The organism is Sandaracinobacter sp. T42 (assembly GCF_059115405.1).
Genome location: NZ_CM181101.1, coordinates 128,489 through 141,189 on the forward strand (window position 1 = coordinate 128,489; position 12,701 = coordinate 141,189).

The 12,701-nt window shown below is 70.2% G+C and carries 11 protein-coding genes and 1 other RNA gene; 7 read left to right on the forward strand and 5 right to left on the reverse strand.

All coding sequences use genetic code 11. From position 1 onward, the window contains the following. Nucleotides 1-83: 83 nt before the first annotated feature. Nucleotides 84-1,268, reverse strand: coding sequence for a DUF3426 domain-containing protein (locus ACW9TV_RS00605; RefSeq protein ID WP_494303943.1), 1,185 nt, complete (start codon nt 1,266-1,268; stop codon nt 84-86). Nucleotides 1,269-1,300: 32 nt separating this feature from the next. Between ACW9TV_RS00605 and ACW9TV_RS00610 the strand changes: the two genes are divergently transcribed. The 3 genes from ACW9TV_RS00610 to ACW9TV_RS00620 are packed head-to-tail and all read left to right on the forward strand — an operon-like array spanning nt 1,301 to nt 3,596. After that, nucleotides 1,301-1,912, forward strand: a complete 612-nt coding sequence (locus tag ACW9TV_RS00610) for a YdcF family protein (protein WP_494303944.1) — start codon at nt 1,301-1,303, stop codon at nt 1,910-1,912. Continuing rightward, a complete protein-coding gene (locus ACW9TV_RS00615; protein WP_494303945.1) occupies nt 1,912-2,616 on the forward strand; it encodes a lysophospholipid acyltransferase family protein in 705 nt (234 codons plus the stop codon). The genes ACW9TV_RS00610 and ACW9TV_RS00615 overlap by 1 nt, the downstream gene beginning before the upstream one ends. Further along, nucleotides 2,613-3,596, forward strand: a complete 984-nt coding sequence (locus ACW9TV_RS00620; protein WP_494303946.1) for a hypothetical protein — start codon at nt 2,613-2,615, stop codon at nt 3,594-3,596. The genes ACW9TV_RS00615 and ACW9TV_RS00620 overlap by 4 nt, the downstream gene beginning before the upstream one ends. Before the next feature lie 364 nt (nt 3,597-3,960). Here the strand turns inward: ACW9TV_RS00620 and ffs are convergent. Continuing rightward, nucleotides 3,961-4,056, reverse strand: an RNA gene (gene ffs / locus ACW9TV_RS00625) — signal recognition particle sRNA small type. 87 nt (nt 4,057-4,143) lie between these two features. Between ffs and ACW9TV_RS00630 the strand changes: the two genes are divergently transcribed. Both ACW9TV_RS00630 and ACW9TV_RS00635 read left to right on the forward strand, forming a co-directional pair. After that, a complete protein-coding gene (locus ACW9TV_RS00630) occupies nt 4,144-5,796 on the forward strand; it encodes a DNA polymerase III subunit gamma/tau (protein WP_494303947.1) in 1,653 nt (550 codons plus the stop codon). Next, entirely contained in the window at nt 5,793-6,110 is a 318-nt protein-coding gene (locus ACW9TV_RS00635; protein ID WP_494303948.1) for a YbaB/EbfC family nucleoid-associated protein, read from the forward strand. Before ACW9TV_RS00630 ends, ACW9TV_RS00635 begins: the two co-directional genes overlap by 4 nt. On the opposite strand, the gene recN is transcribed toward ACW9TV_RS00635, so the two are convergent. From recN to ACW9TV_RS00650, 3 genes are read right to left on the reverse strand one after another with little or no spacing between them, the layout of a single operon-like run. Further along, nucleotides 6,100-7,749 (reverse strand): DNA repair protein RecN, encoded by a 1,650-nt coding sequence (recN, locus tag ACW9TV_RS00640; protein ID WP_494303949.1) that lies wholly within the window; start codon nt 7,747-7,749, stop codon nt 6,100-6,102. The two genes, ACW9TV_RS00635 and recN, sit on opposite strands and share 11 nt — an antisense overlap. 7 nt (nt 7,750-7,756) lie before the next feature. After that, nucleotides 7,757-8,620: an outer membrane protein assembly factor BamD gene (locus ACW9TV_RS00645; protein WP_494303950.1), complete on the reverse strand. Its 864-nt coding sequence runs from the start codon at nt 8,618-8,620 to the stop codon at nt 7,757-7,759. Nucleotides 8,621-8,631: 11 nt separating this feature from the next. Next, complete coding sequence (locus ACW9TV_RS00650) at nt 8,632-9,171, reverse strand: 2'-5' RNA ligase family protein (protein ID WP_494303951.1); 540 nt, start codon at nt 9,169-9,171, stop codon at nt 8,632-8,634. Between the two features lie 65 nt (nt 9,172-9,236). Here ACW9TV_RS00650 and ACW9TV_RS00655 point away from each other — a divergent pair, with 65 nt between their 5' ends. Together ACW9TV_RS00655 and trpE are read left to right on the forward strand one after the other, a co-directional pair. Beyond that, the gene (locus ACW9TV_RS00655; protein ID WP_494303952.1) at nt 9,237-11,174 is read left to right on the forward strand and encodes a peptidylprolyl isomerase; all 1,938 of its coding nucleotides are present in this window, start codon (nt 9,237-9,239) and stop codon (nt 11,172-11,174) included. Between the two features lie 5 nt (nt 11,175-11,179). Beyond that, on the forward strand, nt 11,180-12,694 hold the full coding sequence (trpE, locus tag ACW9TV_RS00660; protein ID WP_494303953.1) for an anthranilate synthase component I: 1,515 nt from the start codon (nt 11,180-11,182) through the stop codon (nt 12,692-12,694). Nucleotides 12,695-12,701: the final 7 nt, after the last annotated feature.

Here is a 12,701-nt window from a genome sequence, read left to right on the forward strand (position 1 = left end):
GACCCGCAACCTGTGCCAAGGTGAGAGGGTTCCACACCCTGTTTTGTTGCGCGGGATCAATGCGCGCCGCGCAGGCGCCGCTCTCAGAGCCGCCCGAGCTCCGCCGGCTTCAGCTGCATCTTCAGCTTCACCGCGCTTGTCGGCGGATCAATGGCGCTGGTTTCGAAGCGGATGGCCTGCCCCGCCCCGACCGTCTCGGCCTCCGGCCGGACGGTCCAGCGGGCAACCGTCTGCCCGCCCGCGTCCAGCAGGCGGATTTCCACCGGCGGCACCGGCAGCGCCCGGGCTGTGGGGTTGCGCACCGTTCCCTCGATCTCCCACAGGCTGCGATTGCCCGGCAGCGCGCGGCGCACGGCCGACGCATCCACCGACAGCGGCGGCGGCGGCGTTCGCGGCAGCTTCACGCTGGGCACATTCACACTGGGCACATTCACGGCGGGAATCGCCACCGAAGGCAGGCCCACGGCAGCCGGATCGAACGGCGGCAGCCCATAGGCCTCGGGCCGCAGCCGCCCGGTCCACACCAGCGCCAGCAGGATGGCCGCCACCAGCAGCAGGCCACCCAGCAGCCATGGCCACAGCCGGCGTGGCGCCTCGTCGTCGTCCGCCTCCTCATCCCAGCCGTCCGGTTCCGGCTCGGGTGGCAGAGGCGGCTGTTCCGGCACCACATCCACGATCGGCGCCGTCAGGCCGGCCCCGGGCCCGGGCAGGCGGCTGCGCACCGGCGGCCTGTCCGGATGCACCGGCACCGGCGGCGATTCGAAATGGATCGCGGGCTTCTGCGGCGGGGCATAGAGCGGCCCGGACGGATCCTTGGGCGGCGTGAAACCGGTGGGCGTGAACACGGGTGGCGGGCGGTCCAGCGGCGGGCGGAAATCCGGTTGCGGCGGGGGCGGCGGGATCACCGGCCTCGGGTCCGGCCATCCGCCGACAGCGGGCCAGGCCGCGTCCGCCAGCCGCGGATGCTCCTCGTCGGGCGGAAGCGGATCGTCCAGCTCCAGCACCTCTTCCTCGGGCGTGGCCGCCCAGACGGACCGGCATACCTTGCAGCGCGCGCGCCTCGGGCGGAACACCGGTTCCCCCTCGGGCCCCGGATCCGTCGGCCAGTCACTGGCATCGATGCGATAGCGCGCCCCGCAATTCGGGCAGGTCAACTGCATGGCTGCCTTTTCCACGAACGGCCGCAGAAGCACAAGTGGATGGGCGACCCGGGTGGATGAAGGGGCGCAGCCGGCCGATACGGCGTCCTTCGCAAGCGCCGTTTGCATGCAGGCGGCCGCCCCGTCTATGTCAGGGGCCAATGGTCGCCAGCAACAACCTCCAGGCGCGCAAGCGCCGTTCCAACGGTCGCGCCGGCGGCCCGTCCGCGCTCGGGTGGATCGCCCGCGGGTTCGCGCTCGTGATGCTGATCTGGATCGGCGGGTTCGTCCTTTTCCTTTTCACCCTGCCAGGCCCCGCAGCAGAGGGAACCGTCACCGATGGCGTCGCCGTGCTGACCGGCGGCCCCGGCCGGCTCGTTCGCGGGGCAGAGGTGCTGAAAGCGGGCCTCGCCCAGCGGTTGCTCGTCTCGGGCGTCCACCCCAGCGTGAAGCCCGGGGAACTGGCCGAAGCCGCCCGCATCCCGGCCAAACTCGCGGCGTGCAAGGTCGATCTCGGCTTCAAGGCCGACAGCACGCGGACCAACGCCGAAGAAATCTCCGCCTGGGTCGCGCACAACAAGTTCCACTCCGTCCGGCTCGTCACCGCCGCCTATCACATGCCGCGCGCCAAGGCCGAAGTCGAAGCCAGGCTGCCGCCCGACGTGCTCGTGGTGGCCGATGGCGTGCGCGCCGGGCTGCCGCTGTGGTCGATGCTGGTCGAATATGCCAAGCTGCAGGCCTCCTGGCTGCTGCTCAGGGTCAGGCCCGTCTGATGGTCGCCTTTCTCCGCTCGGTGCTGTTCCACCTGATCTTCTACCCCGGATCGGCCATCGTCGCGTCGGGAATCGCGATCGCAGGCGCCTTCTCCACACCCGCCATCCGCAGCGGATCCAACATCTGGGCGCGCTGGTTCATCTGGTGCGCGGATGTGTTCCTGGGAATCCGCGTGGTGGTGCGCGGCCGCATTCCGAACGAAAGCGTGATCGTCGCATCCAAGCACACATCCGCCTACGAAACGATCCTAACCCTGTATCTGTTCCACCATCCCGCCGTGGTGATGAAGGCGGAACTGCGCAGCATCCCGATCTGGGGCCGGATCTCGGCAAAACATGGCAGCATCTTCGTCGCGCGGGACAAGGCCGGCGCAGCGCTCAAGTCCATGATCCGCCAGGCCCGTGCCCGCTCGGCAGAGGGCCGGCCGGTGTTCATCTTCCCCGAAGGCACGCGCGTGCCCTACGGATCATCCCCGCCGCTGAAAGCCGGGCTCTACGGCATCTATGCGGGCCTCAACGTCCCCGTCGTTCCGGTCGCGCATGATGCGGGGCGGTTGTGGACCAGGGGATTCGTGAAGCGCCCCGGCATCGTCACCCTGTGCTTCCAGCCCGAAATCCCGCCCCGCCTCCCGCGGGAGGAGATGGAGGCCCGGGTGCATGAAGCCATCAACCGCGACCCGCTTACGGCGGAGCCGCTGGCATGAGCCGCCGGATTCCGCTCTGGGCCACGCTCATCCCGCTCGTGCTCGGCGTCCTGCTCTGGGCCTGGCTGTGGCGCGGCTATGAAGCCCGGCTGGAATCCGATCTGGCGAAGATCCTGCCGCCCGGCACCGCCATCGAAGCCACCGGCTTCCCCTACCGGCTGGAAGCGAGGATCGCGCCGGCCCGCGCGGGGATTGAGGATGTCGCGCTCTCCGCCAGCGTCAGCGCCGCCGAAGCCGCCGTCAACCGCGTGCCCTGGCAACGGGATCGTCAGGTGATCGCCGCCCGCAACAGCGACGCCGCCGTTGCGCTGAAATCCCTGCCGGGCGCCCATGTTCGCGTCACGGCGCCCATGGCCCAGGCCTCGCTCCGGCTGGACGACGGACGGATCGCGCGCCTGTCCATCGTGTGGGATCAGCCCGATCTCTCCACCGGCCTCGTCGCCGTGCCTGTCAGGGCCGGGCGACTCGAAGCCCATCTGCGCGAAACACCCGCGCCGGCGGGCGACCAGCCGGCCGGGCCGGCGGGCGGCCCCACCGGCCCCACGCAGGGGCAACTGGTGCTGGGTTCGCCCGACATCCGCTTCGGCGAAGGCGCGCCCCTTGTCTTCAGCCTCGATTCGGAACTCACGGCGGCGGCGCCCCTCACCAGCTTCGCGGGCTGGGCCGGGGGCGGCACATATGAAATCCGCAGCGCCACCCTCGCCGACAAGACGGGCGAGGTGGCGCGCCTTTCGGCCACGCTTGTCAGGGATGCGAAGGGCCGCCTCGCCATCGCCGGCACGATCGACACGGTCTGCCCGGCCAGCGTCCGCGCCGCCATCGCCGGCGAAGCCGCGCCCGTCGAACAGCGCACCCGCAAGCCCGAGCGAATCGCGATCAGCGGCAGCCTCCCCGGCGAAGTCACCGCCACCGCGCGGGACGCCGGCAAACCGCCGCCACCGGTGCGAGGGCAGGAACCCCCCTGCCCCCGCCTGCGCTGAAACGAGCCCAGCCACAACACCCCAGACGAATCACCATCCCGGCGGCAAGGCCGCCGCAAGAGGGCCCCAACAAAAACCGGCGGCAAGGCCGCCGCAAGCGCGACCGCGCGCCCGAGCAAGTGCGAGGAAGTCCGCCAAAGGCGGATCAACAAAAACCGGCGGCAAGGCCGCCGCAAGCGCGACCGCGCGCCCGAAGCGAAGCGGAGGAAAGCCAAGCGGGCGGATGCCCACGCCCGGCGCCTGAGGGGCCCAACCAAAAACCGGCGGCAAGGCCGCCGAAAGGCCGACCGGCCGCCGCGCCAGGTGGCGCGCAAGCCAAGGGCCGCGGATGCGGCCCGCCCGGCGCCTGAGGGACAAATGAATGAAGTGGGAACCGAAGCGACCCGCGCCGGAGATCGTTACGGCTGCTTCCTTCCGGACCTGACCGGGTTGGCGAACGACACGTCCACCTCGGCTCCCGCTGGCGCATATGGCGATGTCTTGCAGAAAGCGCAACTGATCGCCCGTTGCCCTTGATCTCCGCCCCGGCAAGCGCCACTCACGCTGCATGAGCCTGTTCCCCGAAGACGCCCCCTATCGCGTGCTGGCCCGCAAATACCGGCCGTCCGATTTCGGCGCGCTGATCGGGCAGGATGCGGTCGTCACCACGCTGGCGAACGCGATTGCGCGCAACCGCCTCGCCCAGGCCTGGCTGCTCACCGGCGTCCGCGGCGTGGGGAAAACCTCAACCGCCCGAATCATCGCCAAGGCGCTGAACTGCATCGGGCCGGATGGAACCGGCGGCCCCACGATCGAGCCCTGTGGCGTCTGCGCAAACTGCACGGCGATCTCGGCTGGCCAGCACATCGACGTGGTGGAGATGGACGCCGCCTCCAACACCGGCGTCGACAATATCCGGGAAATCATCGAAGCCGTCCGCTACGCCTCCGTCTCGGCGCGCTACAAGGTCTACATCGTCGATGAAGTCCACATGCTGTCGAAGGGCGCCTTCAACGCGCTGCTGAAGACGCTGGAGGAACCGCCCCCGCATGTGAAGTTCATCTTCGCGACGACCGAAGTGCAGAAGGTGCCGGCCACCATCCTCAGCCGCTGCCAGCGCTTCGATCTGAAGCGCGTGCCGACCAGCCTTCTGGCAGAGCATTTCCGCAAGGTGGCCGAGGCCGAGGGCGCAACCGCAGAGCCGGAGGCGCTCGCGCTCATCGCCCGCGCCGCGGAAGGCAGCGTGCGTGACGGCCTTTCCATCCTCGATCAGGCCATTGCCCAGGCCGGCGCGGGGGCGGTTTCGGCAGAAGCCGTCCGCGATATGCTGGGCCTTGCGGACCGGGGCCGGATCGCCGCCCTGCTCGGCGCCATCCTCGCGGCAGACGCGAAGGACGCGCTTGCCGCCGTCGATTCGGCGCACGGCGCGGGCGTCGATCCGCAGGCGCTGATCGCCGGCCTGCTTGACATGATCCACCTGACCGTCCGCGCGAAGCTGGCCGGCAGCATCGACCCGGCCCTTCCGGAAGCCGACCGCCAGGCCATCCGGCAATGGGCGACGGACCTGTCCTTCCCCGCTCTCCACCGGCTGTGGCAGTTGCTGCTGAAAGGCCATGCCGAAACCGGCCAGGCCCCCGCGCCCCAGCAGGCCGCCGAAATGGCGATCCTGCGCTGCGTGCATGCGGCCGGCCTTCCCGATCCGGACCGCGTCGCAAAGCTCGTCGCCGACGGCGCACTGCCCGCAGCCCGGGCCGCGCCGCCCGCAGCGGCCTCAACCGCGCCCGCCACCGCGCCCGTGGCCGGCGCGGTCCCGCAGGCGGCGTCCGCAGCGCCCTCCGATCCGGCCGCCGTCGTCGCCCTGTTCGAATCCCGTGTCGAACCGATGCTGGCGAAACAGCTGCGCGACGAAGTCGCCATCGATGTCCGGCCGGGCCTGCTCGTGCTGGGCCAGCTCGGCGCGTTGCCGGCCGGCTTCGCAGCCGATGTCCGCCGCCTCCTTACGGAATGGACAGGCCAGCCCTGGGATGTCCGGATCGAGCCGGCCGCACCCGATGCGGAAAGCCTGCGCATGATCGCGGACAGGGCCCGCGCCGACGCCCATTCGGCGGCCCTTGCCGATCCGATGGTGCAGGCCCTGCTCAGGGAATTTCCCGGCGCCGAACTGCTGAGCCCGGCCCCGCCGCGCCCGTCGGTCGCCCCCCTCAGGAGAGCAAGTGCATGAAAAGCATAGATGAAATCATGAAAATGGCCAACAATGTCCAGGCCCAGCTGGCCCAGGCGCAGGAAGGCCTCGACAAGATCGAGGTCGAAGGCGTCTCGGGCGGTGGCCTGGTGAAGGTGAAGGCCTCGGCCAAGGGCCGCATCATCCGCATCGACATCGATCCCAGCCTGCTGACGCCGGATTCGAAGGAGATGACGGAAGATCTGATCACCGCCGCCCTGAACGACGCCCGCGCCCGCGCCGATCAGGCCGCCCACGCCGAAATGCAGAAGATGACGGCAGGCCTGCCCCTGCCGCCCGGGTTCAGGCTGTAACCGCCAGCAGCTTCACGGCGGCGGCCCGCGCCTCCGCCGTCACTTCCGCGCCCGAAAGCATGCGCGCCACCTCGTCCAGCCGTGCGGCCTCGTCCAGTGGCTCCACCGTCGTCGCGCCGCTCGCCTTGCTGATCCGCAGATGGTGCGCGCCGGCTGCGGCCACCTGCGGGCTGTGTGTCACCACCAGCACCTGCGCGCCATCGGCCACCCGCGCCAGCCGGCTGCCGATGGCGCTCGCGGTTGCCCCGCCCACGCCCCGGTCGATCTCGTCGAAGATCAGCGTTCCCGCCGTGCCGGTGCTGGCCAGCGCCACCTTCAGCGCCAGGATGAAGCGCGAAAGCTCCCCGCCGGATGCGATCTTCGTCAGTGGCCCGAAATCGGTGCCGGCGTTGGTGGCGATCTCGAACGTCACCTGATCGGTGCCGGTCACCCCTGGCGCAGCCGGGGCCAGCACGGTCCGGAAGCGCGCCGCCTCCAGCTTCAGCGCCGGCAATTCGGCATTCACCGCCGCATCCAGCCGCTCGCCTGCCGCCGCCCGCGCCGCGCTCAGCGCCCCGGCCAGTCCCTGAAACGCCGCCAGCGCTTCGGCTTCCGCCTTCGCCAGCACCGCGATCTGGTCGCCCGCCACGTCCAGCGCGGCCAGCCGCGCCGCCAGCTCGGCCGCCAGCGCAGGCAACGCCTCCACCTCCACCCGGTGCTTGCGCGCCATGGCCCGCAGCTCGAACAGCCGCGTCTCCGCCGCCTCCAGCGCCTGCGGCGACACCAGGAATCGCGCCCGCACGCCCTGAAGCGCGGCTTCCACGACATCGCCTTCCACCAGTGCGCGGTCGATCGCCTCCAGCGCAGCCTGCAATGCCGGATCCGCGTCCGCGATGCGCTCCAACCGGCGCGCGGCCTGCCGCAACTGCCCCAGCGCGCCATCGGCGGCCGAAACCAGCGCATCCACCGAATCCAGCGCGTCGGCCAGTTTCGCGCCCTTCTGCATGTTGCCCCGCGCCTCGGCCAGTTCGGCCTCCTCGCCGGGCAGCGGCTTCAGCGCCTTCAGCTCGCCCGCAGCATGCGCCAGCCACTCCCGATCACGCGCGTCCTTCTCGGCGGCGGCCTCGGCCGCCGCCCGCGCTGCCACCGCCTCGCGCCAGCGGCCATGGGCGGCGCCAACCTCAGCCAGTTGCGGGCCCAGCCCGGCGAATCCATCCAGCAGCGCCATGTGCCCCCGCGGGTTCAGCAACCCGCGCTCGTCGTGCTGGCCATGCACCTCCACCAGCAGTTGCCCCAACTGTCGCAGCAGCGTGGCGGAAACGGCAACGTCGTTCACATGCGCCCGGCTGCCGCCATCGGCCTTCAGCGTCCGGCGCAGCACGATCTCCCCCGGGCTGTCGCTCTCGATGCCGTTTTCGGCCAGCAGCAGGGCTGCGGCATGCCCGGGCGGCACCTCGAAGGTGGCGGTGGCAATGGCCTGCGTCGCGCCCCGGCGCACCATGGCGGCGTCGGCCCGTTCGCCCAGCGCCAGGCCAAGCCCGTCCAGCAGGATGGATTTGCCGGCCCCCGTCTCGCCCGTCAGCACCGTCAGCCCGGGCTCCAGATCAAGCGACACCCGCTCGATCAGCACAAGATCCCGGATCGAAAGCCCCCGCAGCAAGTGCGTGTCAGGCCCCGCCGGGGGCGGCCGCTCCGCTCTTGGGCCCGCCGTCAACGGTCGCGTTCGGTGCATGCTGCCGCATCAGCGCATAGGCCCGCTCATACCATTTCGAGCCGGGGTAGTTGGCCGACAGCACCGCCGCGTTGCGCAGCGCCTCATCCTGCAGGCCCAGCGCCAGGTTCGCTTCCACCAGGCGGAACAGCGCCTCGGGCACATGGCTCGTCGTCTGATACTGGTCGATCACGTTGCGATAGCGGATGGCGGCGGCGATCCACTGCCGGTTCCGGGCATAGAAGCGGCCGATGTCCAGCTCCTTGCCGGCCAGATGGTCGTTCACAAGGTCGATCTTCAGCCGCGCGTCAGCGGCATAGCGGCTGTCCGGATAGCGCCGGGTCAGTTCCTGCAGGGCCGTCAGCGCCTGCTGCGTGATCTTCTGGTCGCGCGCCACATCGGCGATCTGTTCATAATAGCTCAGCGCGATGATATAATAGGCATAGGGCGCATCGCGGTTGCCGGGGTGCAGGCTCAGGAAGCGCTGCGCCGTGATGATGGCCTCCGGATACTGACGGGAGGCATAGTTGGCGAAGGCCGACATCAGCTGCGCCCGCCGCGCCCACACCGAATAGGGGTGCTGCCGCTCCACTTCGTCGAACATCAGGGCGGCCAGCTTGTAGTCGCCCTTTTCCAGCGTGTCGCGCGCGATGGAATACAGGGTTTCCACGTCGCGGGCGACATAGGCCTGGTCTGCCTTCGGCTTGTTGCGATTGCGGGCGCAGCCGGCCGTCAGCGCCAGCGAAACAGCAAGCACGGATGCGGCAATCACGCGGCCGATGGGAATAGCCCGGATGGCCGGAACAGAGCGGAACGTCATGGGCCTGCGTCTTACCGGCGGAAACGACAGGCCACAAGCGGCGTCCAGCACGCCCCGTCGCATTGGTGTCCCGGGTGCCGCCACAGCAGCAGGGCCTGTACTGTCCACGGCCCTCCGGGCAGCGGGGGCGGCGCCTCCGCCCCGCGCGACAGGCTCAGATGCAGACGCGGGCGCCCCATGTCGGGCGAGGCCAGAAGCCCGTGCCAGCGATCCGCCAGCTGGTCGCGCAGCTGCATCGGCCCCTCGCCCGAAACCGGCGCCACCCACAGCCCGTCCCAGCGCTCAGGCCCGCCGATCCCGAACTGCGGTGCAGGCTGCGCCGCAACCATCCGCAGATCCCGCACGATCGCCGCCAGTTCGGCCCCGGGCAAGTGGCGGAACAGCCCCAGATGGGCAGGCGCGCGGGCGGCCGCCTCCGGCGCAAGGCGGCCCCGGATCGCGTCCGCCGCGCGCTGCAACGCACCCGGCATCGCCAGCGTCAGCATCAGCACATCGCCCCGCCCGGTGGCTGCGGCGGGCCGATCCCACCCCGCTGGCCAAAGCCCGGCCATGCCGCTAACAGGTGGCCCGATTGCCGCCGCGCCGCCGGCAGGCCGATGCTTCAAGAAGGTTGTTCATGCTCCAGTTCCTGCGCAAGTCGGTCACCTCCTGGGTCGGGATCCTCATCCTCGTCCTCGTGCTCGGGGCCGTCGTCATCACCCTGTTCCAGGGCCAGGCGCCGGGCGGGGGCGGCGGCGGCACCAGCGGCAAGGTTCTGGCGACGGTTGGCGATTCCCCCATCACCGAAGCCGATTACCTGCGCCTTGTCGACCGCGCCGTCGCCCGGGAACGGCAGCGCACGCCCACCCTCACCAACCCCGATTTCCTGCGCGGCGGCGGGGGCGAAATGGTGCTCCAGCAACTCATCTCCGGCAAGGCCATGCAGCAGTTCGCGGGGGAAAACGGTCTCGCCATCTCGCGCCGCATGATCGATGGCGAAATCGCGAGCGTCCCGGCCTTCCAGGTGAACGGCAAGTTCGACGAGGCCACGTTCCGCCGCCTTCTCCAGGATCAGCGCCTCACCGAAGAGGAACTGCGGGAATCGGTCGAACAGGACCTGCTGCGTCGCCAGTTGCTGCAACCTGTCGTCACCGGCACCACCGTTCCGCGCGGCATGGCCGAACCCTATGCCGCCCTTCTTCTCGAGGTGCGGCGCGGCTCGATCCTGCCCATCCCTTCTGCCGCAATGCCCGATCCGGGCAAACCGACCGATCAGCAGCTGAAGGCCTTCCATGCGGAAAACAAGGCCGCCTACACGCTGCCGGAACGGCGTGCCTTCCGCTTTGCCGAAATCGATCCCACCAGCCTGTTCGAAAAGGCGCGGCCCACGCCGGATCAGGTCCGCAAATATTATGACGAGAACCTGCAGGAATTCGGCGGCGTCGAACAGCGCGAGGTGCGTCAGGTCGTCCTGCGCGAAGAGGCCGCCGCAAAGGCGTTCGTCGCCGCCGTGCGCGGCGGCAAGCCCTTCCTTGAAGCCGCGGCCGCCGAAGGTTTCGCCGATGTCGACACCGTCCTCGGCGTCCAGAGCGCGGCCGATCTCGCCAAGTCGGTGAACCCGGCTGTCTCGAAGGCCGCCTTCGCGCTGAAGCCTGGCGCCGTTTCCGATCCGGTGCAGTCGCCGCTGGGCTGGCATGTGCTGGTGGTGGACAGGCTGATCCCGGCCGCCGCCAGGCCCTTCCCGGCCGTCAGTGCACAGATCGAAAAGAAGCTGGCCGACGAAAAGGCCGCGGATCTTCTGGCCGACACCATCGCCAAGGCCGAAGACCGGCTGCAGGGCGGCGAATCGCTGGGCGATGTGGCGAAGTCGCTGGGCGCCGCGGTGCAGACCGCGCCCGCGCTCGCGGCGGATGGCCGGCTGTTCGATGCCGATTACCGCGTGACCCGCGTGGAACAGCCGCTTCTCGCCAAGGCCTTCGATGCCGATCCGTCCGAAGGGCCGCAGGTGGTGGAACTGGAAGGCGGCCGATACGCCCTCATCGAGGTGACGGATGTGCTCGCGCCCGAAACCGTTCCGCTCGACAAGATCCGGGCCGATGTGGAGATGGCCTGGTCCATCAAGGCCCGCTCCGATGCCGCAAAGACCGAGGCAGAGCGCATCGCCGCCGCCGTCGGCAAGGGCGAAACGCTGGCCCAGGCGACGGCCGGCAAGACGCTTCCGGCATCGCAGCCCCTGTCCGTCCGCCGTCTGGAACTCACCCAGATGGCCCAGCAGGGCCAGCAGGTGCCGCCGCCCGTCGTGATGCTGCTCAGCACGCCGAAGGGGCAGGCCCGTGTGCTTGCGGCGCCCGGTGGCCAGGGCTGGTTCGTGGTGAAGGTGGACGACATCGTCCCCGGCAATCTCGCGGAAGCGCCCCAGCTCGTCGACGCCGTCCGCCAGAGCCTGATCCGCGAAGCCGGCGGCGAAATGGCCGAAAGCTTCGTGCGCACCATCGAGCGCGATGCAGGGGTTCGCCGCAACCCCGATGCCATCAAGCAGGTGAACCAGCGCCTGACGGGCGCGACCGCCGAATAACCGCGATGGCAGGCGCGCAGGATCGAACAGAGGCGCTCGCGCGCCTGGTCGCGGGGCAGCATGTCTGCCGCCATCTCGTGCTGGAAGCCGATACCGAAACCCCCGTTTCGGCCTGGCTGAAGCTGGCGCAGGAAGGCCGGGGCGACTTCCTGCTGGAATCGGTCGAAGGCGGGCGCACGCGCGGTCGCTATTCGCTGATCGGCCTCGATCCCGATCTGGCCTTCCGCGCGCAGGGCCACCGGGCCGAAACCAACCGCAGCTGGCGCACGGATCGCGCCGCCTTCCAGCCCGAAGCCGCACCGACGCTTGACGCCCTGCGCGCCCTTGTCGCCTCCATCCGAATGGCGGTGCCCGCCGGCCTGCCGCCCGCGCTTCCCTTCCTTGTCGGCTATTTCGGATATGAAACAGCCGGCCTTGTCGAAAAACTGCCGGTTCCGGCAACGGACCCGCTCGGCGTTCCCGACATGGTCTTCGTGCGCCCCGGCCTGCTGCTGGTTTTCGATCGCCTCGCCGACACGCTCACCCTCGTCGCGCCGGTCTATGCCGGCGGCGGAATCGACGCCGAACAGGCGATCCGTGAAGCGGACGACAGGCTGAACGCCGCCGCAGCGCGCCTCGCCCGTCCACTGCCGCCACGCAGCGCGGCCCCCGCCCTGCCGGAAGCGTCCCCGCCCGTCCCGGCCGTGGCGCCCGGGCGCTACCGCGACATGGTCGCAGCCGCGAAGGACTACATCGCCGCCGGAGACATCTTCCAGGTCGTGCTGGCCCAGCGCTTCTCGCTGCCCTTCCCGCTGCCCCCGTTCCAGCTCTATCGCGCGCTGCGTCGGGTGAACCCGTCGCCCTTCCTCTACCATCTGGATCTGCCGGGCTTCGCCGTCATCGGCTCGTCTCCCGAAATCCTCGTCCGCGCGCGCGATGGCGAAGTCACCATCCGCCCGATCGCCGGCACAAGGCCCCGCGGCGCCACCGACGCAGAGGACGAAGCCAACCGCCAGTCGCTGCTGGCCGATCCCAAGGAACTGGCCGAACATCTGATGCTGCTCGATCTGGGCCGAAACGATGTCGGCCGCGTGGCGCAGGCCGGCAGCGTGAAGGTCACCGAACGCTTCACCATCGAACGCTACAGCCATGTGATGCACATCGTTTCCAACGTTGTCGGGCGGCAGCGGCCGGGCACCGACGCGATCGACGCGCTGCTGGCGGGCTTCCCGGCGGGCACCGTTTCCGGCGCGCCCAAGGTGCGGGCAATGCAGATCATCGCCGAACTCGAATCGGAAAAGCGCGGCCCCTATGCGGGCGGCGTCGGCTATTTCGCGCCCGACGGCGGCATGGACAGCTGCATCATCCTGCGCACGGCCGTGGTGAAGGATGGCGTCATGCACGTCACGGCAGGCGCGGGCATCGTCGCGGATTCCGTGCCAGAGGCCGAACAGCGGGAATGCGAGGCGAAGGCCGGCGCACTGATGGCGGCCGCCCGCGCCGCGCTGGCGGCCGCCGCCGAACCGGGCTTCGGGCAGTAGGGCGGCT

What these genes read in the sequence shown, in the direction of transcription:
- trpE (WP_494303953.1), top strand. Translation starts at nt 11,180, where the DNA reads ATGGCAGGCGCGCAGGATCGAACAGAGGCGCTCGCGCGCCTGGTCGCG.
- ACW9TV_RS00655 (WP_494303952.1), top strand. Translation starts at nt 9,237, where the DNA reads ATGCTCCAGTTCCTGCGCAAGTCGGTCACCTCCTGGGTCGGGATCCTC.
- ACW9TV_RS00615 (WP_494303945.1), top strand. Translation starts at nt 1,912, where the DNA reads ATGGTCGCCTTTCTCCGCTCGGTGCTGTTCCACCTGATCTTCTACCCC.
- ACW9TV_RS00630 (WP_494303947.1), top strand. Translation starts at nt 4,144, where the DNA reads ATGAGCCTGTTCCCCGAAGACGCCCCCTATCGCGTGCTGGCCCGCAAA.
- ACW9TV_RS00605 (WP_494303943.1), bottom strand. Translation starts at nt 1,268, where the DNA reads ATGCAAACGGCGCTTGCGAAGGACGCCGTATCGGCCGGCTGCGCCCCT.
- ACW9TV_RS00620 (WP_494303946.1), top strand. Translation starts at nt 2,613, where the DNA reads ATGAGCCGCCGGATTCCGCTCTGGGCCACGCTCATCCCGCTCGTGCTC.
- ACW9TV_RS00610 (WP_494303944.1), top strand. Translation starts at nt 1,301, where the DNA reads ATGGTCGCCAGCAACAACCTCCAGGCGCGCAAGCGCCGTTCCAACGGT.
- ACW9TV_RS00650 (WP_494303951.1), bottom strand. Translation starts at nt 9,171, where the DNA reads ATGGCCGGGCTTTGGCCAGCGGGGTGGGATCGGCCCGCCGCAGCCACC.
- ACW9TV_RS00635 (WP_494303948.1), top strand. Translation starts at nt 5,793, where the DNA reads ATGAAAAGCATAGATGAAATCATGAAAATGGCCAACAATGTCCAGGCC.
- ACW9TV_RS00645 (WP_494303950.1), bottom strand. Translation starts at nt 8,620, where the DNA reads ATGACGTTCCGCTCTGTTCCGGCCATCCGGGCTATTCCCATCGGCCGC.